Source organism: Phyllobacterium sp. SL163, from assembly GCF_049896885.1.
Classification (GTDB): Bacteria; Pseudomonadota; Alphaproteobacteria; order Rhizobiales; family Rhizobiaceae; genus Phyllobacterium; species Phyllobacterium calauticae.
Genome location: NZ_JAFCVE010000013.1, coordinates 1 through 13,157 on the forward strand (window position 1 = coordinate 1; position 13,157 = coordinate 13,157).

The window sequence follows — 13,157 nt, forward strand, 5'->3', positions numbered from 1 at the left end:
TGGCCCTATTGCGTGGCCAGTTTGCCCCGCGATCACGGTGAGCGGAAATCATGTGTTTCCCGTCACCTGCAAAATGCCCTTAGCGTGTATTAATGTAGAAATGACCACAGAGCCCCTATAGATCCTCGCCGATGCGATCATGAAGTTGGCCAAGCCCTCGTCGCTGACGGACCGCGGCATGTCCGTCGCTGCGCCGAGGACGAGGCGCAACGGCGGCTTGGTCATGATCAGCTTTTCGCCGAGCCGCTCGAATTCGCTGGCGAGCATCGCCTCTTGCATCGAGACGCGCAGCCCTCCGCTGCGGGTCCGAAAGTGCTCCGGCGAGATCACCGACCAGAACCTCCACGCCGACCAATAGATCGCGAGCTTTAGCGGCGTGCCAACGGCATCGGCATAGGATTGCACCGATTCGAGGTACTTCCGCGACATCCGCAGCTCCTGCCTGGAGGGGTTCGTGCTGCGCACGTTCTTGACTTCCACAAGCCATTGCCCGCCGTCATCGAGGACAATGCGGAAGTCCGGGGCGCGCAAGGTCTCAGCGGCATGGACGCGACCAACATCCTCGGTCTTTAGGAGTTTGAACTGCCCGAGGCTCAGTACCGTCGCCTCAAATAGGCGCTCAACTCTCGACCCGTGGATCAGCGCCGGATCGGCCAGCGCTTCCCGCAAACGCGGCGCGGCGTCTGCCATGAAGCGATCGACCAGCGTGGGATCGTTGAGTTTGATGCCATTCTTACGTGCAAAGACCGCCACCGACGCCAACAGATCGAAGGCCTTCTGCCTCTTTGGCGGCTCGGGTTGCTCCTCTTCGCTCAGGGTACACCTCTGGCAAAAGGATCGACGTCGGGCGGATTCATATAGGCCCGGAAGCTTTCGAGCGTCTCGTCGCTCGGGTTTTCGGCCTGCGGGATCGCACGTATCATCTCGGCAATGTCACGACGTGCAACGGTGTCGATGATCGTGCGGCCGTTACTCATCTCGTATTCCATCGAGCCGCAGTGGCGGCTCCGCCGCGCCAGTCCAGGCGCAAAGGCGATCGGCGGCTTCTTGCTACCCCTCTTGCTCACCTCATGCTTGGCAAGCGCAACCCGGATAAATTCCAGCATGGTGAAGGCGATTTCCGTGCGTCGCAGATCGCTTTGCATCTGCTCGACCAGCTCCGGCCGCTGCTGCGCATCGCGGAGCTGCTGCGCCCTGAGTTCGCGGTCATAATGCCGATAGCCGAGATCGCGTTCGAGATGGCTCGCCTTGTAGTCAAGCCCGCCGTTGTCGGCCAGCCTGATCACCTCCTCGCAGCGTTGGCGCCAGGTCCTTTGCAGCTCATAGGCCGCATAGATCCACATCGGCGACATGGCGCCGAGCAAAGCCATCTGTTCGCGCGGCGGATCGTCATCAGCGTGGTGGCGCATGACCTCGTCTTCCAGCGCGTTCAAAAGATTGTCGACCATCCCGAGCTGGTGCGCCTGCATCACGAGAAAAGTGTTCTCGGAAAAGCCGGCAAGTGTCTTCAAAGCGTCAGCAAGCTCTCTCGGGTCGATTTCCGTGACCGGGCGATAGCGCGGCCGGTCGTGATATTCCTCATCGATAAAGTCGTCGTCACCCAACCGCTCCTCCTCCGCTCAATCAAGTCAGCCAGTACGGCGGATCGGTTACCGCCATCGGCAATAGGTCCGCCCGTCCCCAGAACCTCGTCGTCGCCCTAATGTAGCGGACGAGGTCGGTCTTTCTGAGCCTAAGTGTCTCGCTCGGCCGCGAAGGCCCGGGGAGAAGATCACGATATTCTGCGATGGTGTGGTCCCAGAGGGCCGGTGCCATGGTACGAAGGCGCTCGCATGATGGTCCCTCGCCATGCCGCACGACATTTGCCACCGTGAACATTTCGTCGAGCTCGGCGCCAAGATCGTCGGTCGTCAAATTGACGCTCGTGTGCTGGGCGCAGGCCTGCAGGTGCTCTTGGAAACCGCGCAGCTTCCCGAGTTCCTTCGTCCCCATCGACGTTGCCCAGATGCTAAGCTGCCGTTCGAAGACCGCAGCCAACGTTAGCACAAACGATTTGGCGGCCTCATTGGCCGTGTAATTGTCGGCCTGAGCGGCGGCGCGATCCAGAAACTCGTTCATCGATGCGGCGTCGCCCTCTTCGAGGACAGGATGCAGTACCAGTGCGTCCATGGTCGGTTGGATGACGCGCACAAATAGCCGGTCGAGGTTCGCTTGAAAAATACGAGGTAGGTGTTCAACGACGAGCGTCATGGATCACGCGTGTTCATTGGCTCAATCCTTCGTTGATCGCATCGACAAAGTCCTTGAGCGAGGGTCCCGTTAACTGGCCCTTTTTATCAGTCAATCGAACGCGAAGGGCGCGAGTGATTTCGAATTGCACACCCATTCCGAGTTTTGCGCGGTTACAGATGTTCGATCGATCGAGCCCTTGCAACGCAGGATTCTTGTGAGTCGCTACCAAGAAGCCTCGGTTCGAAAGTGCTTTTGCAATACTTGCTGCCAGTTTCTCGTGTCTTCCCCCCAGATAGATCATCTCATCATCGCCTTCGCAACCATGCATTGCCAGGGCAACATCACTGCTTTCGACGACCCCTACCGCCTGCGGCTCATTGAAGTTCGCAGATGTCACGTGGAGCTCGCGATTGCCCTTCGGTTTTTGGCCCTCAAACAGGTAGTAGCTGAGACGATTGCCAGCCACTGCTCGGACCAGCTCAGACGTTCCCACCTCAATCTTTCCGCCATGGGGAGCAAGCACGCTGATACTGGAATTCCGTTTTTCTGCCTCGATACGGAAGGCGCTTGCATCTTCGGACTCGGCCAATTCGTCAAAATTCTTGTAGCGATCGGAATGCATCCCTTTCCCCCAGGCACTGTGAAAATCAATCGACGCGGGAATATTGACATGTCAGATAAAAATATTCAAGATACCTGACATTAGGAGATTCCAATGAGCGATGGCCCGCATAAAAGCTTGCCTCTACGCCACGGATACCAACGTGTCGCAGCATGGGCGTACAAACCGGCATTTAGCATTCAACAGGTCAGCGAGGCGGCTGAAGCTGCACTCATGCGTGACGTTGGACTTGAGGTTATTCCCGCTTTGAAGCAGCTTGTCACGGTAGCTGATGGTTGGGATCTTCTCACGCTGGCTTCTTCCGCGAATGAACAACTCGACCTCCTCCGCGTCGATCCCTCGGTACAGCCGTTGGCAGCAAGCGCCATCGAGGCGACGCAAATGGCTATCTCGCAAGGATACTCTGGACTGGCTGCGGTAGAGAAGGGCTTGGCCGCATCGCTCGGTGAGCGCTTGGCCGCCGGCGCGCGCGCAATGGAAGAGCATTACCTTGTAAAAGCGGGTCCGGGCGCCTGCCAGCAAATGCGGCGACGACTGGGAGAAACCATCGGGGAAATGACTGCCGGCGGAACGTTCGACCGCATGGCGAGGTCGATACTTGGCGACCGCACCGTCAAGGTGAGCAGATCACCGACGGTGTACGACGGGGTCGATCAGGGGCCTCCACTATGAGCGATTTCCCGTTGGAAATACCTTTGATCCGAGTTGCGGTTGTGGAGCCCGGAGCTAAAGGAACAGAAGGTTGGCGCACGGCTGAAATCGGAAAGGCTATCGTTTTTAAGACGGAAGACTTGAACGATTACAGAACGAAGAACTGGGATAGCCGCGTTTATGACGCGATGGTTCTCATCGCCGCGGTCGAGTATTGCGACAAGGCCCTGAAGCGCCCAGGCTACGGTTGGGCACGCCGGATTGAGCTGCAGCTGCCCGTCCATGACGCGGCGCGCTGGCAAAACCCACGCGTGTTGGAATGCGTTGCCGCCGCATTGAAGTTTTTGACCGGAGATGAGTGGAAACTGACTTTCACCGGTGCCAAGCTCAGCGCCGACAGCGATTTCGGAAAACAAAGCTTATTTGAATGGGGCGACACTGGTCGCACGATTACGCCCTTTAGCGATGGCTTAGATTCGCGTGCAGTCTCGGCAATCCTCGGTGCGCAGGGCCGAGTCGATAGGCTGATCAGGGTTCGCGTCGGCTCGAAAGCCGACGACCGGCCTGTTCGCGATCGCAGGAAGGTGCCGTTTCTGAATATTCCGTTCTCTGTCAACATGAAGCCGATCGGGATCAAAGAGTCGTCGGTGCGAAGCCGTGGATTCAAATTTACGCTATTGAGTGCACTGGCCGCATATCTCGTCGGAACCCATGACGTGGCTATGCCAGAAAGTGGGCAAGGTGCATTGGGACCGACCCTTGTTCCAACCAGCCACGGCTATGAAGACTATCGCAACCACCCCCGCTTCCTATGCAAAATGGAGGAGGTTTTTGACGCGATATTCGGTTACTCGATCCACTTTCGACTGCCGCGGCTTTGGAAAACGAAGGGGCAGACCTTGGCAGAATTTGCCGCGATCGAAGCCGATCCCGAAGAGTGGAACAAAACTCGCTCCTGCTGGCAGCAGAGCAGAAATTCGTCGTTCGATAGAACGCGCCGGCATTGCGGTATATGCGCAGCCTGCATGCTGCGGAGGCTCAGTTTCCATTCTGCCTGTATTAGCGAGCCAAAAGAGAACTATATTTGGGAAGACCTGCGCTCGGGAAGATTTGAGGACGGAGTGGTCCCGGGTTTCACGAAGGTCACGCGGGCAATGCAGCGATACGGGATCGCCGGAGCGCTGCATCTTGATCATCTCGCCGAAATGCGCTCTTCCCCCCTCCACCGCGTTCGCTTGAAGCGACACGCCTGGCAGCTGGGGGAGCGGCTGCATATGACGACAACTGAAGCCGAGGAGAGACTTTTTGGCCTACTCGGACAGCATGACAGAGAATGGAAGGCATTTATGAAGGATCTCGGGCCGAAATCATTTGTTGGCCAATGGTTGGCGTGACCTCATGAGCGAGAGTCACGAACAGCTCAACCCTGGGCAAATCGGCGAACGCTTGCGTATCGCCCGCGAAAACGCGGCGAAGACGCAGGCGGATGCGGCAGCGGCAATCGGGGCGGCGCGTACTACACTCGTTGCAATGGAGAAGGGCGCGCGCCGGGTCAAAATTGGCGAACTCCAACAACTCGCCCAATTCTACGGTACGAGCGTCAACGCGCTGCTGCGCAAAGAAGCTGTTCACGTCGAGCTTACGCCCAAGTTCCGCAAGCTCGCCGATCATGACGAACCGGTCGTCAGTACGGCTGCGGAGCTGATGGCCCAGCTCGTCCGTGCGGATGTCGAGCTTGAAACGCTGCTCGGTATCGCCCATGTCCGAAACCTTCCGCCCGAGCGTGCAATCCTTGCGGGGGATGTTCGCCAACAGGCGGAGCAGCATGCGCTAGAGTTGCGTCATTGGCTGGGGCTCGGACTGGCGCCCGTATCTGACATCGGTGCCGTTCTGGAAATGCAAATGGGCGTTCGCCTCTATGTCCGCCGCTTGCCCGGAAAAATTTCCGGACTGTTTGCATTCGAAGAGTCGGTTGGAGCTTGCATACTCTTGAATGCGAGCCATCCTCTGGATCGTCGAACCCAGACGGCAGCCCACGAACTTGGCCACCTGGTGTCGACGCGGATGCAGGCCGAAGTCAGCGAGATCGACGAATTGGAAAGCTCGCGCGAGGAAAAATATGCTAATGCCTTTGCGCGTGGATTTCTTACTCCAGCTCAGGCGGTCCGGCAGAAATTCGAAGAGGTAACCGCTGGCGCTTCCAGCCTGACTCGCCGCCACGTGATCGTTCTCGCGCATTTCTTCCACGTTTCGCGCGAGGCGATGGTGCGAAGGCTCGAGGAGCTGCAGCTTACCAAACGTGGGACCTGGGACTGGTTTCAAGCAAATGGAAACATCACCGATGATCATGTCAGGCAGGTCTTAGGGGACGTGGCCCAAAATGATCGAATGAAGGATGACGCGGCGTTACCAGTCCCTATCAAGACCGGCCTCATGGCCTACCAAGCAGCCAAACGGGGACTTTTGAGCGAGGGCCAGATTTCGAGGATGTTGCGCCTGGACCGTGTCAAAGTGCGCGACATTCTGATGGATATCGATGCCGAAGAAAGTGGGGCCAATGCGGCAACCTCTATTCTCCGGTAAAATCTCGGCTCCTCTTGTCGTGGACTCGAGTGTAATCATCAACTTAAACGCAACAGGCCGGGCCTCCGATATCGTTCGCGCATTTGGAGTGACGCTCTGCGCGAGCACGGTTGTTCGAGATGAGCTTTTTATCGACCGTTTCAATGGGCGGGACGACGCGGGACTGGCGCGCGCGCTGGCTGACGAACGACTTCTAGAATTCCTTCCGTTTGATGATGACGGAGAGCTCATCTTCGCCAGCCTTGTTACCGGGTCCGCTGATCAGACGTTGGACGATGGTGAGGCTGCAACCCTCGCACTTGGATTGGTGCACGGTCGAACGGTCGTCATTGATGAACGCAAGGCGCTCAGGATTGCGGCGGATCGTTTTGCCGCGATGCAAGTGATCGCGACCGCCGATATCCTGTGTTCGGATCTTATTCTGTCTGTCTTTGGGCGTGAACAAGTCGCTGACCTTGTTTTCAACGGCCTTACCGGAGCCAGGATGGGCATTCCCGAGCGCCATCATGGTTTCGTTGCTGAGATACTCGGGCCACGAATTGCCGCGTGTCGAAGTCTTCCGGCATCGTTGCGACAGGTTGCCGACAGGGCGTGAGCGGCGCACGTCTGATACCGGGCATGTCTGCGAGCGCGCTCCGCTAGCCCTCTTCGTTCAGGTGCTCAAGGACAATCCGTGCAAAATTTGGCGTGATGACGGCGAGTCTTGCGAGCAATTCCGCCGTGGTCAGTGTCGGCCTCCGATAGCCGCTAGCTTGCCGATGCAGCACGTCGCCCACCTTCGAAGGCGTTGCATTGAACAATGCGCATAGAAACTCATCGGGATGCGCCGCGTCGATACCGGCCGGGAGATCATAGAAGTCCCGAGTGTTCGCGGTGACGATCGCAACCGCGCCCGACGCGGCTGCGGCCGCTGCCACATGCCGGTCTTTGCTGTCGTTGCGCATCGCTGGTTCAAGCTCCTCCCATCCGTCGACCATCGCCTCGGGGAACGCTTCATCCATAATTTGGCGTAATGCGTCGGCTGCCTCCGCAGGCATGCCGTAGTCTCTCACCAGATTGCTTGTCATCTCCTCGAGAATCTTGGAGGACCAACGGATTTGAAAGAGCCCGGCGGCAGCGCATCGCAGGAGGGTGTCGCGCAAGAGCATTGGGTAAAGGACATTTGCGTCCAGGACTACGGTTATCATTTCACTGTCGCCGCTCTGTTTGACGCCTTCGATCTTCAAGCGCGACGTCGCATACTATGGAAAGGCCGAAACTTAGATCGGCCAGCGGCGCACATCAAGTCGAGCATGCGTAGGGCCCCAGCCACCGTGTTCGCTATGAAAACGGGAAGGTTGCGTTTATAGCGTTTATGGACCATATTGCGTCCATGGTTACATCACATCGCAATCCTTCCTCAGGAAGATCGGAACAGTCGTCTAGCACAGTTCTCCCCATGGAGAGAACCGCTGCTGCGCGCCTCGCGAATATGCTCGTCTCCCGGTCCACCAAGCAGGCAGGGTCCGTAAAGATCGTCCTCGTCAATGGCGAGTCGGTGGAATTGCCGAGTGTGCTAGCCGACGTGATGTTCCGCGCCGCCGAGTTGGTGGCGGAAGGACGACAGGTCACCGTGCTTGCGGATGAAGAGCTTTTGTCTACCCAAGAAGCAGCCGAGATTTTGAGCGTATCTCGCCAATATCTCGTTCGCTTGATCGATCGGGGTGAAATTGGTGCAGAGAAGGTCGGAACGCATCGCAGGCTTCGTGCCAATGATGTTGAAGCGTTCAAGACCACGCGTGATGCTAAACGCCTGGCGGCGCTGGATCGTCTGACCGCACTCAGCGAAGATCTTGGTGGATACGACCTGGGTGGCAAGCCTTAGCCCTTTCCCTGGAATTAGATAGCAAGATCAAGCTGCGGATTCTGATCTGCTCCCTCCAAGCTTCCAAGGCTGACACCGAGCAGACGGATACCCTTTCTTGTCGGAAATACGGATTGGAGCAAAGGCTCCAGCACCATCCAGACGGAAGCCTCGGTGCGATTGGCTATAGGCGATGTTCGGCTACGGGTAATCGTCTGAAAGTCGGAATACTTGACCTTCAGCGTTACGGTCTTTGCCCCGGTGTCATTGTTGTTACAGAACTGGCACACCTTAGATACGAGTGGGTGCAATTGCTCGCGTGCAGTCTCGAGTTCAAAAACGTCTTCGGGGAACGTGTCCTCGGCGCCGATCGATTTTCTCACTCGATCAGGTTGCACTTCCCGGGTATCAAGTCCGCGCGCGATGCCATAGAAGTACGTGCCTGCCTTGCCGAAGTGTTGAGTGAGGAACTCGACTGATCGCTCTTTAAGGTCCGCGCCGGTCTGTATACCTAGCCGATGCATCTTCTCTGCCGTTGCGGGGCCGACACCATGGAATTTCTTCACGGGAAGCTGCTCAATGAATGAAGGCCCGTTCTTTGGCGCGATGACGGCCTGCCCATTCGGTTTGTTGAGGTCGCTAGCGATTTTTGCCAGAAACTTGTTGTACGAAATGCCCGCCGAAGCCGTCAGGCCGGTCACAGCCAGGATCCTTGCTCGAATCTCCGTGGCGATTTCGGTCGCAATCTCCATCCCCTTGAGGTTCTTGGTGACATCCAGATAAGCCTCGTCGAGCGAAAGGGGTTCAACAAGCGGCGTGTAGTCGCAGAAAATCTCTCTGATTTGCTGTGACACGGCGCGATAGACTTCAAACCGCGGTTTGACGAATATAAGGTCCGGACACTTGCGAGCCGCGGTGACCGAAGGCATTGCCGAATGGACGCCGAACTTGCGCGCTTCATAACTCGCGGTCGTCAGAACACCGCGGGTGCCGGAGCCACCTACTGCGATCGGCAAGCCGCGCAACGCCGGATTATCTCGTTGCTCCACTGACGCATAAAACGCGTCCATGTCTATATGAATTATCTTTCGTGACATCCGGAAAAGCCTGATCTGGTATAATCCAAAGAGAATAGCATAGAAAGAACAAAAGGAGAACATTGGAATGGTGAAAAGCTGCGCTTCTGGTATATCAAGAGTTGATTGGTTGGAATGCCGAGCTATTCAAGCGGCGGCTTTTTCTGCCGGCCGTGATCTACGTCAATTGTTCCAAGGCAGCCTTCCTTCCATTTTCTGTGGTGAAAAGAGCAGCGTTCCGGACCTATCCAGTGACGCAAGCGCGACATCAATGCTCTGCTGAAAGTCACCTGGTGCCGACGGCGAGATGAACTTTCGTGCCATTTTATCCGGAACCTGTATCCCGTTCATCGCCATCATCATGAACATAAGAGTACGGGTCATATTCTGACGCACCAATCCCGCGGTGTTGGCGAGTTCGAATGCCAACGTCATCATCAATGGGCCCAGATTATCGCCTGACGGCGCAACGAGATTGACCGTCCCAGGAGATCGGGCAGCTTCCAAAAGTTGTCGTCTGGTCGCGGAGTTCCAATCTTTGATCGGCGGAAGTTGCAAATGTCTCAGATGAAAAGTGGAAATAACCAAAGGTGTAGGACGAAGGTGGCCAAGTGCTCCGTGTTTCAGCATCAATTCATTGGATATTTCCCAAGCACCCTGATCGTAGAGCTCGTCGAGATAACGACGAGCTATCCCAAACACAGCAGGATTGGGTGCTCGAACTGCGGCAGCCCAGTGTTGCAACTGCGTATGACGCTTCAATGCGGATAGAGCGTTGACCGCGTATCCCCCGAAGCCCGGGCGGGCAATCAAACCGCAGATGGCTCCAAGGCCGTCTTCGGAACGATTGCAGTCAGCAAGGGCGACTGGCTTACCCCCTAGCAATACCAGCGCGCAATTGTCAGGATTCCAGTGTTGGAGCGAGGAGAAGCGTTCGCGGATCACCTTCAGTTTGAGCGAGAGGACGAAAGCTTTCGACGCGGTGGCATCGTCATAGACGTATTCGATCTTTTCCATGTTGCTGTATTAAAATCCTATCTTTGGTAGGTGAAATAAACTTAGGGTATATCTGCATTTCGAGGTCGGAACCCATGGTTTGCCACATTAAATATGCCCTGCAAGGACGTGCGGCCGACCAAATGTGCGCCAAGACCTAGAAGCTTCGAGACAAGCAGCCCGTGGAGGATCAGCATTTAATGGCGGCGAACGTTCAGATTGAGGGGCGACTTGGCGAGCTTCTTGGTTCCTTGGAGCAAGTTCTACCCGACGACTTTTCCCGAAAGGTTGTCGAAGGATCTATGATGGCTTTTGCCATTGATGAAAATCCACTCCGCCTTTCGCAGTTCGCATCAGGCTTTCGGGAGTTATATGGCCACAGCCTTCACACGATGGCGCCCGACGACCAAATTCGCGCATCTTCCTGGTTCCAACCGGAAACTCAGGACGGCCGTCCGACACGTCGCCAACGTGTGCGTTATGCAATTCAGGGTGGAATCGCAGATCCTCTTCTTGATGAGTTAGGCTTCGACGCCGGCGAGATCCATGGCGCGGTCATTTCGGTAATCGATGAGCTTAGCAAATATACTCACGTCAGGCCGAATACGATCGGAACGTCTGCCGAGGAGGCTGATGTCTTCGCGTGCGAGACGATCGCGACATATCTTTCTTTGATGGAGACCTTGGAGGATTGTCGCCAGACCGTAAGGCAGGCAGTCGCCGAGGCGGTAGACAAGCACGCGCTCGAAGTGTTCACGCAGGAAGTATTTAGCGAGATCGACATCCTCTCTAATCGCACTATGGTCGAAGCTGTCAAAGTTGCGAGCCTTACCATAACGGCAATCGGCGCAACATTGATAAGCTATCACGCCGATGGCGACGTTTATATTGAGCTTTCCTACGGGTCAAAGAGTGATTTTCGGAACGACAACGGTGCGGAAATCAGCACTAACTTTCCATTTAGTTTATCGTTTGCTGCGCCCGTGACTGCTCTGAGCAAGTTTCAAGACGCTGTCGCGTCTATCGACACGTCGAGCTGGTATGACGAAGGCGAAGACGATTCCGCGGACAATTTCTCCAAGATTACCGACTATTGAGACAAGGAGATGGGCTTCCATCAGACGCTCCGCTGACCGACTTAGCACGCCGCGGCTGAGGCAATACCACGTAATTGGCTAGAAAAGGCTTGTCTGACTTACAGGCTCTCCTGATTTAGAGACAATTGTCGATCCATACGCCTCCCGTGATGAAATGATCAGCGCGTCATCCGGTAGCGGGCGGGCAAGTTCCTTTGCTTCTTCCCAGGGCGCGCGCATCCAGGCGTCCGTCTCTTCCTTCGTCAGCAACAGGACGGGCATCGCCTTCTCATGGATTGGCTTCACCAGTTCATTGGGATCCGTGGTCAAAAACCCATAGAGGTCGTCGGTCGTCAGGCCGTCCTTGACCTTTCGGACACTCTGCCATTGCGGCACATGGATGCCAGCAAAGAACATCAACGGCTTACTTTCGTCGCGGGCAAACCACGCATTCGGCACCTTGCCACCTTCCTCCTGGCTGACCGGATCCGGTTCCGCGAAGCTGGTGACCGGGACGAGACATCTATTTTCGACGCCGAACCATCGCTTCCAGTGCGGAAAACTGAGCTTGCGCACATTGGTCGTACCGCGGTCGGCTTCCATGCGGATCAGCTCTTCGAGATCGAATGGCTTGCCTTTGGCCGCAAGTTTCTCGGCCTTGGCTTTGGCAGGCTTCTCGAGTGCGAAGCGCGGGGAGGGTAGTCCCCAGCGCGCATGGGCCAGCTGCTTCCTTCCATCGGTCGTGTTGCGGACGATGGGCCCCATCTGGTCGGGGTTCATCTGATAGGCTGGCATCAGGTTGATCAGGCTTTCGGCGTCCTGGGCCCATTTTGCGACCCAATCCTTGTCTTCCATGCGATAAAGATTGCACATAGTAGGCTATCTACTCCGCTTGAGCTCCAATGGGGGACAATCTAGCGGATGGCACTAATTTCGCTAGTCGAGCCGGAAGACATCTGCGTTGTCCTGCCGTTCTCGCAAGCCCTTGTAGGATGGACGGCGAAGTTTGCCGTCCGTCGTCCAGGCACGAAACTCAATCTCGGCAATCAGGGTCGGCTCGACCCAGACAAAATCGGCACTTCCGGAATAGGGCAGAGGCGACTGCTTTCGCTTCCAGCGCAATTTGTCCAGCATCTTCCGCAATCTGATGGCCTCGGCTTCCTTGAAGCCCGTTCCGACGCTTCCGACGTGGACGAGATCGGCATCGCGATAAGCAGCAAGCACTAACGAGCCAAAGCCAGCAGGGGACGCCGCCGACCTCTCATAGCCGACGATGAAGAACGCCTCGCTCTGGACGCACTTGACTTTAACCCAATCACCGGTTCGACCGGAGCGATAGGGCTGATCGAGATGCTTGCCGACGATGCCTACCAAACCAGGGCGGCAGACATGCTCCAGCAGAATGGCGGGTTGGGCGTCGAGTGTCTCCGATAGACGGATTGCATCGTCCCTGCCGTTCAGCGTGTCTTCGAGAAGATGCCGGCGCGATCGGTATTCAACACCACGCAGATCGTGCCCGTCCAGATAGATAAGATCGAATGCATAAAGTATGGCGTCGGAGGCACGGCTGCCAGTTTTTTTGCCCGACGCGCCCAGTGATCGCTGTAGCAGCCCGAAATCCGACCGACCCTCTTCGTCGAGTAACACGGCTTCGCCATCGATGATCATCGTCGCCGGCCCAAGCGCTCGGGCAGCCTGTTCGATCGCCGGAAACCTATGCGTCCAGTCATGGCCGCCGCGAGTGAGAATCCTAATGCCCTGCGGTTCGATATGAACCGCGAGGCGATAGCCATCCCATTTCACCTCCCAGCTCCACTCGTCTCCCTTTGGGGGATGGTCCTTCAACTGCGCCAGCGCGGGCTCGACGCGGTCAGGCATAGGATCGAAAAGCAGCTGTGGCTGAGCGGGATTGCGCTTTTGACGCGGCCGCGAACGGATCGGGGCCTCGGTGTCACGAAGGAGCGGTTTTGATCTCGGAGGCTTCGTCATGCCAACAGTTCAGCAGAAAAATCCTAAGGACACCGTGACGATACCGAATTTGTCCCCGCAATCCACGCCGGCGGGGTGAAGCGTTCGCA

15 protein-coding genes are annotated in these 13,157 nt (G+C 56.7%); 6 read left to right on the plus strand and 9 right to left on the minus strand.

Going from position 1 to position 13,157, the window contains the following annotated elements; translation table 11 throughout:
* Positions 1–48 precede the first annotated feature (48 nt).
* Genes ACP7B1_RS23295 through ACP7B1_RS23310 form a run of 4 tightly spaced genes read right to left on the minus strand, consistent with a single transcriptional unit; the run spans position 49 to position 2,854 of the window.
* Positions 49–762, minus strand: a complete 714-nt coding sequence (locus ACP7B1_RS23295; RefSeq protein ID WP_426137287.1) for a hypothetical protein — start codon at positions 760–762, stop codon at positions 49–51.
* A 50-nt stretch (positions 763–812) separates the two neighbouring features.
* Positions 813–1,604 (minus strand): hypothetical protein, encoded by a 792-nt coding sequence (locus ACP7B1_RS23300; protein ID WP_426137288.1) that lies wholly within the window; start codon positions 1,602–1,604, stop codon positions 813–815.
* Positions 1,605–1,623: 19 nt separating this feature from the next.
* Positions 1,624–2,250 carry a hypothetical protein gene (locus ACP7B1_RS23305; protein ID WP_426137289.1) on the minus strand — a complete coding sequence of 209 codons (627 nt, stop codon included), beginning with the start codon at positions 2,248–2,250 and terminating at the stop codon, positions 1,624–1,626.
* 13 nt (positions 2,251–2,263) lie between these two features.
* A complete protein-coding gene (locus ACP7B1_RS23310; protein ID WP_426137290.1) occupies positions 2,264–2,854 on the minus strand; it encodes a poly-gamma-glutamate hydrolase family protein in 591 nt (196 codons plus the stop codon).
* Between the two features lie 93 nt (positions 2,855–2,947).
* On the opposite strand from ACP7B1_RS23310, the gene ACP7B1_RS23315 reads away from it, so the two are divergent.
* The 4 genes from ACP7B1_RS23315 to ACP7B1_RS23330 are packed head-to-tail and all read left to right on the plus strand — an operon-like array spanning position 2,948 to position 6,683.
* On the plus strand, positions 2,948–3,526 hold the full coding sequence (locus tag ACP7B1_RS23315) for a hypothetical protein (protein ID WP_426137291.1): 579 nt from the start codon (positions 2,948–2,950) through the stop codon (positions 3,524–3,526).
* A complete protein-coding gene (locus ACP7B1_RS23320) occupies positions 3,523–4,899 on the plus strand; it encodes a 7-cyano-7-deazaguanine synthase (protein WP_426137292.1) in 1,377 nt (458 codons plus the stop codon). Before ACP7B1_RS23315 ends, ACP7B1_RS23320 begins: the two co-directional genes overlap by 4 nt.
* Positions 4,900–4,903: 4 nt before the next feature.
* Positions 4,904–6,088, plus strand: coding sequence for an ImmA/IrrE family metallo-endopeptidase (locus tag ACP7B1_RS23325; RefSeq protein WP_426137293.1), 1,185 nt, complete (start codon positions 4,904–4,906; stop codon positions 6,086–6,088).
* On the plus strand, positions 6,042–6,683 hold the full coding sequence (locus tag ACP7B1_RS23330; protein WP_426137294.1) for a hypothetical protein: 642 nt from the start codon (positions 6,042–6,044) through the stop codon (positions 6,681–6,683). Before ACP7B1_RS23325 ends, ACP7B1_RS23330 begins: the two co-directional genes overlap by 47 nt.
* 43 nt (positions 6,684–6,726) lie before the next feature.
* Here the strand turns inward: ACP7B1_RS23330 and ACP7B1_RS23335 are convergent, their stop codons facing one another.
* On the minus strand, positions 6,727–7,314 hold the full coding sequence (locus ACP7B1_RS23335) for a PIN domain-containing protein (RefSeq protein WP_426137295.1): 588 nt from the start codon (positions 7,312–7,314) through the stop codon (positions 6,727–6,729).
* A gap of 212 nt (positions 7,315–7,526) precedes the next feature.
* Here ACP7B1_RS23335 and ACP7B1_RS23340 point away from each other — a divergent pair, with 212 nt between their 5' ends.
* Complete coding sequence (locus tag ACP7B1_RS23340) at positions 7,527–7,952, plus strand: excisionase family DNA-binding protein (protein ID WP_426137296.1); 426 nt, start codon at positions 7,527–7,529, stop codon at positions 7,950–7,952.
* 14 nt (positions 7,953–7,966) lie between these two features.
* Here ACP7B1_RS23340 and dinB read toward each other — a convergent pair whose 3' ends face one another.
* Together dinB and ACP7B1_RS23350 are read right to left on the minus strand one after the other, a co-directional pair.
* The gene (gene dinB / locus ACP7B1_RS23345; RefSeq protein ID WP_426137297.1) at positions 7,967–9,028 is read right to left on the minus strand and encodes a DNA polymerase IV; all 1,062 of its coding nucleotides are present in this window, start codon (positions 9,026–9,028) and stop codon (positions 7,967–7,969) included.
* 162 nt (positions 9,029–9,190) lie between these two features.
* On the minus strand, positions 9,191–10,024 hold the full coding sequence (locus ACP7B1_RS23350) for a hypothetical protein (protein WP_426137298.1): 834 nt from the start codon (positions 10,022–10,024) through the stop codon (positions 9,191–9,193).
* A gap of 179 nt (positions 10,025–10,203) precedes the next feature.
* On the opposite strand from ACP7B1_RS23350, the gene ACP7B1_RS23355 reads away from it, so the two are divergent.
* On the plus strand, positions 10,204–11,100 hold the full coding sequence (locus ACP7B1_RS23355) for a hypothetical protein (protein WP_426137299.1): 897 nt from the start codon (positions 10,204–10,206) through the stop codon (positions 11,098–11,100).
* Between the two features lie 78 nt (positions 11,101–11,178).
* Here ACP7B1_RS23355 and ACP7B1_RS23360 read toward each other — a convergent pair whose 3' ends face one another.
* A complete protein-coding gene (locus tag ACP7B1_RS23360) occupies positions 11,179–11,952 on the minus strand; it encodes an SOS response-associated peptidase (RefSeq protein WP_426137300.1) in 774 nt (257 codons plus the stop codon).
* A 63-nt stretch (positions 11,953–12,015) separates the two neighbouring features.
* Complete coding sequence (gene ligD, locus ACP7B1_RS23365; protein WP_426137301.1) at positions 12,016–13,068, minus strand: non-homologous end-joining DNA ligase; 1,053 nt, start codon at positions 13,066–13,068, stop codon at positions 12,016–12,018.
* Between the last annotated feature and the right edge of the window lie 89 nt (positions 13,069–13,157).

Bases quoted from the DNA above. Each gene is read 5' to 3' on its own strand.
- ACP7B1_RS23305 (WP_426137289.1), bottom strand. From the start codon at position 2,250: ATGACGCTCGTCGTTGAACACCTACCTCGTATTTTTCAAGCGAACCTC.
- ACP7B1_RS23310 (WP_426137290.1), bottom strand. From the start codon at position 2,854: ATGCATTCCGATCGCTACAAGAATTTTGACGAATTGGCCGAGTCCGAA.
- ACP7B1_RS23360 (WP_426137300.1), bottom strand. From the start codon at position 11,952: ATGTGCAATCTTTATCGCATGGAAGACAAGGATTGGGTCGCAAAATGG.
- ACP7B1_RS23320 (WP_426137292.1), top strand. From the start codon at position 3,523: ATGAGCGATTTCCCGTTGGAAATACCTTTGATCCGAGTTGCGGTTGTG.
- ACP7B1_RS23355 (WP_426137299.1), top strand. From the start codon at position 10,204: ATGGCGGCGAACGTTCAGATTGAGGGGCGACTTGGCGAGCTTCTTGGT.
- dinB (WP_426137297.1), bottom strand. From the start codon at position 9,028: ATGTCACGAAAGATAATTCATATAGACATGGACGCGTTTTATGCGTCA.
- ACP7B1_RS23325 (WP_426137293.1), top strand. From the start codon at position 4,904: ATGAGCGAGAGTCACGAACAGCTCAACCCTGGGCAAATCGGCGAACGC.
- ACP7B1_RS23330 (WP_426137294.1), top strand. From the start codon at position 6,042: ATGCCGAAGAAAGTGGGGCCAATGCGGCAACCTCTATTCTCCGGTAAA.
- ACP7B1_RS23350 (WP_426137298.1), bottom strand. From the start codon at position 10,024: ATGGAAAAGATCGAATACGTCTATGACGATGCCACCGCGTCGAAAGCT.
- ligD (WP_426137301.1), bottom strand. From the start codon at position 13,068: ATGACGAAGCCTCCGAGATCAAAACCGCTCCTTCGTGACACCGAGGCC.
- ACP7B1_RS23340 (WP_426137296.1), top strand. From the start codon at position 7,527: ATGGAGAGAACCGCTGCTGCGCGCCTCGCGAATATGCTCGTCTCCCGG.
- ACP7B1_RS23315 (WP_426137291.1), top strand. From the start codon at position 2,948: ATGAGCGATGGCCCGCATAAAAGCTTGCCTCTACGCCACGGATACCAA.